This is a genomic window from Phaeobacter sp. (genome assembly GCF_022825805.1).
GTDB lineage: Bacteria > Pseudomonadota > Alphaproteobacteria > Rhodobacterales > Rhodobacteraceae > Phaeobacter.
On the sequence record NZ_JAJDWC010000069.1, the window covers coordinates 1 to 7,560 of the forward strand.

Genomic DNA, 7,560 nt, shown 5'->3' on the forward strand with positions numbered 1-7,560 from the left:
ACCAGACCTCAGACGACCGCGCCGCCGATCTGCCCGTCTGGACACATCTCTACAATTGGCACAGACCACACGCGGCCCTAAAATCAAAACCACCAATCAGCCGGTTACGATTAAATCGGAACAACCTATTGAGGCTCCACAACTAGAGAATGCTGAAACAGGGGCGATAGTAGACACTGTAACTCTGGTTCTGGTTTCCTTTCGTGATCCAAAACCCGTCACAAACTTTTTGTCTCAACCTCAATATGATCGATTGGTCAATTCGCCGCTGCGCGCCCTGCAGCCTCTCCGGTCGCGAATGCAGTTCCCATGACACGTATTGAGGCATATGCGGCCGCATCAGCGCCAATAGTGCGCCCCGCGTAATATAGATTGTCGATACCTTTGGCGCGAAGACAGTCGAGCGGGATGTCAGCAAAGCCTTCACCTCCGATGCTTTCATAAACTGGCTTTCCCGGAACCGCGTGATCTTCAATGGGCCAAGCCGCGCGTGCCACACCATCGGAGCGTTGGCGCCCGGTTAAGAGGTCTTCCTTTGTCAGTTCATATCGGGCAGGGGGATGGCGGCTTTCGCGGATGCCGATCTGCGGACCCGTTTGCAAAAGATAGGCGTCTTCAAATCCGGAGACGTGCTTGCGAAGAACTTCCACATACTCATAGCCTGCTGCCCGTGAGGCTTGCTCGGCTTCTGTAAAGCTCTCTGACGACAAATCCGTCAGTGCATGATCGTACATCATCCACCACATATCGCCAGTCCGCGGCACTTCGGTGTAGATGCCGCCGTCCGGTCGCGCCGATGGATAAGCGCCGGTTTCGTTATATGTCTCAAACGCCGTGATGATCGCAGATCGATCAATCGGAATTGATTTGTTGCGCCCACCAACGCGAATGGGTCCAGTTACAGCCTGCAGATGGCCCATGTCATTGCCAGTCCGACAAGGCAGCCCTGCGACGAGCGCCAGATTGGCGTCACCGGTCGCATCAACGAAGGCTTCGGCTATGACGCGGCGCCGACCATCCATCGCCGCAATTGTAATTGCTTCGATCTGATCCGCTGTACGCGTCGCAGCCGCGACTCGCGCATGAAGAAGGACATCTACACTATGCCGGTGCAGAACTCGATCCAAGGCCAGTTTGACGGCCTCAGGCTCAAGCAGAATGATCCAATTCAATGTTGTGGGGGAACTGAAGGGCTCACAATCCAGTCCAAGCGCCTTGAGTTCGTCCAAAACAAGGTCCGCAACCCCACCAACAGCTTTGATTGGCTCAGCACCCTGTTGGAAGAACCCACAATAAGCGAGCACGTTGGAGCTTGTCGCTGCTCCGCCAAGAAAGCCGTATTTCTCGACGAGAAGCACGCGCGCGCCGGCCTGTGCAGCGCCAAGAGCGGCGCCTACACCGCCCGCTCCGCCTCCCGCGACAACAACGTCATAATGTGTTTCGGGTCGGGACTGTCGATCCGTCATCAGTCGCGTCCTTTCTTCATAACGCGGTCCAACCAGGCCAGTGGCCATGGGATTGGAAACGCACAGTTACATGATTGCCAAAATATTGGATGTTTTTTATAATATGGCTTATAGTGCGTCAATATTGAAAACTTGAGGTTCATCGATATGGGCATCACAGGGAAAACGAAAATCTTCCCAATAATTGGGCGGCCCGTTGAGACTGTTTTTTCTCCACCCGCCTACAACACTTGGTTCGCGGAACACGGGCTAGACGTCCAAATGTTGGCCATGGATGTAGCGCCGGATACTTTGCCAGATTTTCTGCGCTTCATGCGCTCTAGCGAGAGTTTTCTAGGCTGCTCAGTTACATATCCGTACAAACAAGACGTTTTTGAATTTTCGGATGACAAAACGGACCGGGCAGAGAGACTGGGGGCGCTGAACACATTGCGTCGACTACCGGACGGCACCTTGAGTGGTGATGCGACGGATGGCCTTGCGATGGTCGGCGCGATCAAGGGAAAGGGCGTAGATCCATCGGGACGGTCAGCGCTCATCCTTGGGGCAGGCGGGGGCGCCGGCTGGGCCATAGCAGATGCCCTTTGTGAAGCTGGCTTAGCGCAGTTGTCTGTTGTGGACATTGACGCTGGGAGAGTGGCGCGGGTAACAAACAGCCTTCAAAATTTTTGGCCTGAGGTAGCGGTTCAAAACGATCCTAAAGCTAAATGCGATATTCTTGTAAACGCAACTATTCTGGGTAAGTCATCAAATGACCCCTTGCCTTTTGGCGCGGCGCAAATTGAGGCCACAACAATTGTATGTGATGTTGTCACGGGAGACGGGGATACCGAGCTGATTAAGCTGTCGAAGAACGCTCAGAAGTTTACCGTGGATGGCAGTGACATGGGCCGATGTCAGCTCGAACCGCAGCTTAGGTTTTTGGGTTTGTATCGTTGATCGGGTCGACCGAGCCATTGTCACCAATGCGCCGAACCTGAGATAGGAGTTCAGAACAAGCGCTCAAGGCACGACCCGTCGTCACGGACATCTGCGGCAATATCATCAATTCCAGCATCCAGGCAGAGCCTGAACGCTCTTGCTCATGCAGCAGCGCTTGGTGCATTCCGGCGATTTGCGTTGCATTGAAGCGCGCGAGTGTCACAAGTAGCTCGGCCAGAATGGGGTTGGATTTGTGTGGCATGGCGGATGATGAACCGCCGTTTGCCAGAGCGATCTCATCAACCCCCTGCTGGGCCATAAGGCATATGTCCTGACCGATCTTGCCGCATGCTCCAGAAATTCCAGAGAGCGTTCCGGCGTAATGGGCCAGCGCCCCGCGGTCGGCATGCCAAACTGGGCAGGGCGCAAGGTTCAGTGTTTCGGCCATGTGCTGGACAATCTGTTCGGCGGTTGAGCCATAGGCCGAGCGTGTTCCAACAGCCCCGCCCAACTGTAACTTTTCCACCTGCTGTTTCATTTTCGAAAGGCTCATACTTTGATTTTGAAGTGCCGATTTCCAAACCTCAAGGCGATCCGGTACCAAAATGGGCTGAGCGGCTTGCATCCGCGTACGCGCCATGAGCGGTGCTGTTCCGAAGGTATCTTTCAGCCCTGAAATTTCGTGATCGAGCGCATCTAGCCGCTCAAGCAAACAGGTGTTCTGAGCTTGCAGCGTTAGCGACAGGCTGGTGTCCATGACATCTTGCGACGTTGCACCAAAGTGAACTGCGTCGTTCTGAGGAATCTGCTCCTTTAGCTGACGCACAAAATCAGGGATTGGCACACCATCCCGCCCGGTGTTTTTTGCCAGCCTCGTAATGTCGGTTGTCGCCCCAGCGATCTTTTCCGCAGCTTGTTTGCCGACGCCTTCGGGCACAAGCCCGGCGTCTTCGACCGCCCGCGCGAGGGCGCATTCGAACGCGCGGTAATGCTCAAGTTGCTGCTTTTCCGACCAGAATTCTGCAACCTGCCGATCACCAAACAAACTGCCAAGGAATGGGTGCTCAAAGACAGAAGTCATTTCAAATACCCTGCATGGATCAGCAGATCCTTTGCAAACCTGTCCGGCGCTTCGATGCAGGGGAGGTGGCCGACACCGTCATAGCACTTAAATTGTGATCCCTGAATGACATCAGTCATCAACCTGACCGTGGCAGGGGGTGTTGCAAGATCCTCGCTTCCTGCGATGCACAAAGTGGGACACGTAATTTGCGCCGACGTCACCGACAGATCCGCCGTCCGAATTGCATCGCAGACCTGCATGTAACCCTCCGTTGGGGTTCGAGTTAGCATCATGCGATAAGCAAAAGTTGTGTCGGGATACCGGTTGCGGAATGCGGGCGCGAACCATCGCTCAAGAATGGCATCTGCCATTGGCGCCAGCCCGTGTTGCCTCAGCACTTCGATGCGTTCAGACCACGTTTCAGGCGTCCCGATCCGAAGGCCGGTGTTGGACAATACAAGTGACTGCACAAGGTTGGGCCGCTTGGCGGCCAGCGCCTGAGCAATCATGCCTCCAAAGGAAACGCCGCAAACTAAAGCGGAGTTGATACCTAGGATTTCCATGAGGCTTTCCAGATCAGCGGCGAATTCGTCAGTGGTGGTGGCACCACATTCAGACAGGCCGTGACCAGATTTGTCATAGCTCAGGACCGACAGATCATCGGGAAGGTGGGACAGAACCGCATCCCATGTGCGCAGATCGGTTCCAAGCGAATTCACAAGGACGAGGTTTGTGTCTCCGGTACCCTTGCGAAAGCGATAATGATGCAAACGGCCGTTGGCGCGCAGAAAATCGGGCATTAGTTCGTCGCAGTCTGAGCGGGTCTTAACCTCAAAAGGCGCCTTGCGTCCTGAGGTGTTGCAACAGGCCGCTCGTGCTTTTCACAGATCTCAACGACTCGTTCCACAAGGGCAGCATTTGAGGGTGCAAGCGTCTTGCGATCCAGCCGCACATTGTCTTCAAGACCTGTGCGCGCATGACCACCGGCGGCAACGGACCATTCATTGACCGTGAGTTGCTGTGCCCCAATCCCGGCAGCGCACCATAGCACATCATCCCCAAACAATCGTTTTGTCGTCGCAATGTAAAAGTCAAAAACGGAGCGATCTACAGGCATGGCATTTTTCACGCCCATGACAAACTGAACATAGGGTCTTTCAGCGATACGGCCGTCCGCATGCAGCTTTGCGGCCTGGAAGATATGGCTTAGGTCGAATACTTCGATCTCGGGCTTGATGTCATGTGTCAGCATTTCGCCTGCGAGCCAGTCGACCAAGTCAGGTGGGTTTTTGTAGACGCGCGTGGGGAAGTTGTTGGACCCGACAGATAGGGAGGCCATATCGGGACGAAGTGGCAACATCCCTCCCCGTGTTTGGCCTGCGCCAGAGCGCCCCCCCGTGGAAAACTGGATGATGATCCCTGGGCAGTGTTTTTCCAAGCCCTCTTTGAGGCGCGCGAACTTTTCGGGATCGGACGAGGGTGACTGATCCTCGTTGCGCACATGGGCATGCACGATTGCGGCCCCCGCCTCAAACGCGGCATGAGTGCTCTCGACCTGTTCGGTCACCGTGATCGGAACCGCGGGATTATTCTGCTTTGTGGGAACGGAACCCGTGATAGCCACGCAGATGATGCAAGGGGTGGTCATGTCGTCGTCTCAGATGTCAAAGAAAACGGTTTCAGCATCGCCTTGAAGGCGGATGTCGAACCGATACGTTGCAAGGTCGCTGGTTGCGTCGCCTGCGGCAACCAAAGTGGCGCGCTGATCGTGGTCAAGGTTGTTGAGCACCGGATCTGTCAGATGCGCATCGCTATCGTCCGGAAAATACATCCGTGTGTGCAGCCCAACATTGATACCCCGTGCTACGATCCAGAGATTAAGGTGAGGGGCCTCTTGCCCAGATGCGCCGGGTCGCACGGTATCGAACCCCCAAGCACCGGTGTCAAAATCGCTGATCACCCGCCCCCAACCGCGAAACGCATCTTCAACCGCGTCTGAATGGGCGAAGTTGCCGTCTGAATTTGGTTGCCAGATCTCGATGAGGACGTCTTTGACTGACTCACCTTGTCCATCCCAGACCGTCCCTTCGACCCTAATCCGTTGCCCCTTGGCATTGGGACCAGCAATATCAGCGCCCAATTCCTTGTCGTAGATATCGAAACCGGCGGCATTTGGTGACAATCCAATATGTACGTAGGGTCCCGCTGTTTGCGAGGCCGTCTCAGAAAGCAGCTCTGTCGTCTTTGCCATCGGGTTCACGTCCATTCCAGCTGGTTCTCAAACGGTGTCGCCGTCCGACCGCGAAGGACAATGTCGAACCGATAGGCGACAGTGTCATGGGGGATCGTCTCTTCCAGGTCGAGCCGCGCGATCAGACCGTCAACGGCATCCTGGCTGGGGATGGATTGCACAATCGCGCAATGTGGAATGAAGGGGTCTCCCTCAAAATAGCACTGCGTAATGAGCCGATGCGCAAAGCTGTGCCCAAAGATGGAAAAATGAATATGTGCAGGACGCCATGTATTTGGCCCGTTTGGCCAGGGGTAGGCGCCGGGCTGAACGGTGCGGAACCTGTAGGTTCCATCGATACCGGTCAGAGTGCGACCGCACCCCCCAAAGTTTGGATCGATTGGCGCAAGATAGGTATCATTCTTGTGGCGATATCGACCGCCTGCATTTGCCTGCCAACATTCGACCAGAGCACCAGAAACGGGGCGCGCGTCTTCATCCAAGACGCGACCATGAACAAGGATGCGAGGGCCAATTGGGCATTCCCCCGGCGCTGCAAAATTCGTCAGAAGGTCCCAGTCGTTTGCGCCGAGATCATCGTGGTTGAAAATGGGCCCGGTTGTCTCGCTCATCGATCCCGCAAGGCGCACCAGCTTGCGTTGCGGGCTTCGGGCCCGGGTTGTCTTGTAGTCGGGCCAATAAGCGGGCGGCTGACGTGACCAGTCGCGCGGATTAAGCGGATCAACCTGTTTAGGAGTGTTCGTCATTGCCCGTCTTTCTCCATGTCAGCGTATGTGGCTTTGGCAAGCTTGATCGCATGGTTCGCTTTCGGCACACCTGCATAGATTGCAACATGCAGAAACGCCTGCATGACATCATCCTTTGTCGCATCAGTGTTTGCCGTTGCCCGTATGTGCATGGGGATCTCTTCGAAGTTTCCTGTGGCCGCCAACAATGCGAGCGTTAGCAAAGACCGATCTCTCCGAGTGATGGTGTCATCGGACCAAACGGTCCCCCAGGCGCTTTCGGTTATGAGTGACTGAAAGGGACGATCAAATTCTGACGTCTGCGATTCTGCGCGATCCACATGGGCGTCACCAAGAACCGCCCGTCTGGTTTTCATTCCTAGATTCTGGCGATCAAGTTCCATGCTCCAACGTCCTAGACTGTATCCTGAGCCACTCATTATCATGACAAATTTATTCTGAATATTGACAATATCCGAAGCTATCATAACTAAATGATTATGAATTGGGATCAACATCTCCGCCTGCGGTACGTTAGGGTTTTCCTAGAGGTTGCCCGTGTCGAAAGCATTTCGGCAGCGGCAAATCATCTGAATATTACGCAACCCGCGGTCTCACGTACCATCAAGGACCTTGAGAGCATGGTAGACGCGGCCTTGTTCGACAGGGTAGGGCGCCGCCTGCAGCTCAATGAGGCGGGCAAGATGTTCCAAGCCCATGCAGGCGCTTCTATGATAGAGTTGATGCGCGCTCGCGATAGGGTCGCGCGAACGGAGGAATTGAGCGCGCGCTTGTCTGTTGGGGTATTGCCAACCGCTGCGGCTGATCTGCTGCCCCGCGCGGCTTTGGCGTTCAGGGAGGAAATGCCGCATGTCAGGCTGCACATTTTGACTGGGCCGAACTGGCTCTTGTTCAATCAACTTAGAGACGGCGCGCTTGATTTGGTAGTCGGACGGATGCCTGAGAAGGAAGTGTCGCAGGGCGTGACGTTTAAGCAGTGTAAGTGCCGGATGTAATCTCCCCAAAAGGGGCGTTTGAAATTTCCCCAGTTGGTAGCGTCCTGGGCGATTTTTGAACCTTAAATATTCAAAAATCGAACGGGGCGCGGGCCGTTAAGCTCGAAGCTCAAGAAGA

At 55.0% G+C, this 7,560-nt stretch carries 9 protein-coding genes and 1 pseudogene; 3 read left to right on the plus strand and 7 right to left on the minus strand.

The window, feature by feature from the left end:
- A pseudogene (locus tag Q0C28_RS07590) lies at positions 1 to 146 on the plus strand (IS481 family transposase); the annotation flags it as partial.
- Positions 147 to 257: 111 nt separating this feature from the next.
- Here the strand turns inward: Q0C28_RS07590 and Q0C28_RS07595 are convergent.
- Positions 258 to 1,466 (minus strand): FAD-dependent oxidoreductase, encoded by a 1,209-nt coding sequence (locus tag Q0C28_RS07595; RefSeq protein ID WP_293574370.1) that lies wholly within the window; start codon positions 1,464 to 1,466, stop codon positions 258 to 260.
- A 147-nt stretch (positions 1,467 to 1,613) separates the two neighbouring features.
- Between Q0C28_RS07595 and Q0C28_RS07600 the strand changes: the two genes are divergently transcribed.
- Positions 1,614 to 2,405 (plus strand): hypothetical protein, encoded by a 792-nt coding sequence (locus tag Q0C28_RS07600; RefSeq protein ID WP_293574372.1) that lies wholly within the window; start codon positions 1,614 to 1,616, stop codon positions 2,403 to 2,405.
- On the opposite strand, the gene Q0C28_RS07605 is transcribed toward Q0C28_RS07600, so the two are convergent.
- The 6 genes from Q0C28_RS07605 to pcaC are packed head-to-tail and all read right to left on the minus strand — an operon-like array spanning position 2,380 to position 6,830.
- On the minus strand, positions 2,380 to 3,468 hold the full coding sequence (locus Q0C28_RS07605; RefSeq protein ID WP_293574374.1) for a 3-carboxy-cis,cis-muconate cycloisomerase: 1,089 nt from the start codon (positions 3,466 to 3,468) through the stop codon (positions 2,380 to 2,382). The two genes, Q0C28_RS07600 and Q0C28_RS07605, sit on opposite strands and share 26 nt — an antisense overlap.
- Positions 3,465 to 4,250 (minus strand): 3-oxoadipate enol-lactonase, encoded by a 786-nt coding sequence (pcaD, locus tag Q0C28_RS07610; protein ID WP_293574376.1) that lies wholly within the window; start codon positions 4,248 to 4,250, stop codon positions 3,465 to 3,467. The genes Q0C28_RS07605 and pcaD overlap by 4 nt, the downstream gene beginning before the upstream one ends.
- Entirely contained in the window at positions 4,250 to 5,098 is an 849-nt protein-coding gene (locus tag Q0C28_RS07615; protein ID WP_293574378.1) for a 3-keto-5-aminohexanoate cleavage protein, read from the minus strand. Before Q0C28_RS07615 ends, pcaD begins: the two co-directional genes overlap by 1 nt.
- Before the next feature lie 9 nt (positions 5,099 to 5,107).
- The gene (gene pcaG / locus Q0C28_RS07620; protein ID WP_293574380.1) at positions 5,108 to 5,701 is read right to left on the minus strand and encodes a protocatechuate 3,4-dioxygenase subunit alpha; all 594 of its coding nucleotides are present in this window, start codon (positions 5,699 to 5,701) and stop codon (positions 5,108 to 5,110) included.
- Between the two features lie 5 nt (positions 5,702 to 5,706).
- Positions 5,707 to 6,447 carry a protocatechuate 3,4-dioxygenase subunit beta gene (gene pcaH / locus Q0C28_RS07625; RefSeq protein WP_293574382.1) on the minus strand — a complete coding sequence of 247 codons (741 nt, stop codon included), beginning with the start codon at positions 6,445 to 6,447 and terminating at the stop codon, positions 5,707 to 5,709.
- Positions 6,444 to 6,830, minus strand: coding sequence for a 4-carboxymuconolactone decarboxylase (gene pcaC / locus Q0C28_RS07630; protein WP_293574383.1), 387 nt, complete (start codon positions 6,828 to 6,830; stop codon positions 6,444 to 6,446). Before pcaC ends, pcaH begins: the two co-directional genes overlap by 4 nt.
- A 96-nt stretch (positions 6,831 to 6,926) precedes the next feature.
- Between pcaC and Q0C28_RS07635 the strand changes: the two genes are divergently transcribed.
- Positions 6,927 to 7,442, plus strand: a complete 516-nt coding sequence (locus tag Q0C28_RS07635; protein ID WP_293574385.1) for a LysR family transcriptional regulator — start codon at positions 6,927 to 6,929, stop codon at positions 7,440 to 7,442.
- Positions 7,443 to 7,560: the final 118 nt, after the last annotated feature.

Bases quoted from the DNA above. Each gene is read 5' to 3' on its own strand.
- pcaH (WP_293574382.1), bottom strand. From the start codon at position 6,447: ATGACGAACACTCCTAAACAGGTTGATCCGCTTAATCCGCGCGACTGG.
- Q0C28_RS07615 (WP_293574378.1), bottom strand. From the start codon at position 5,098: ATGACCACCCCTTGCATCATCTGCGTGGCTATCACGGGTTCCGTTCCC.
- Q0C28_RS07605 (WP_293574374.1), bottom strand. From the start codon at position 3,468: ATGACTTCTGTCTTTGAGCACCCATTCCTTGGCAGTTTGTTTGGTGAT.
- Q0C28_RS07595 (WP_293574370.1), bottom strand. From the start codon at position 1,466: ATGACGGATCGACAGTCCCGACCCGAAACACATTATGACGTTGTTGTC.
- pcaC (WP_293574383.1), bottom strand. From the start codon at position 6,830: ATGGAACTTGATCGCCAGAATCTAGGAATGAAAACCAGACGGGCGGTT.
- pcaD (WP_293574376.1), bottom strand. From the start codon at position 4,250: ATGCCCGATTTTCTGCGCGCCAACGGCCGTTTGCATCATTATCGCTTT.
- Q0C28_RS07635 (WP_293574385.1), top strand. From the start codon at position 6,927: ATGAATTGGGATCAACATCTCCGCCTGCGGTACGTTAGGGTTTTCCTA.
- Q0C28_RS07600 (WP_293574372.1), top strand. From the start codon at position 1,614: ATGGGCATCACAGGGAAAACGAAAATCTTCCCAATAATTGGGCGGCCC.
- pcaG (WP_293574380.1), bottom strand. From the start codon at position 5,701: ATGGCAAAGACGACAGAGCTGCTTTCTGAGACGGCCTCGCAAACAGCG.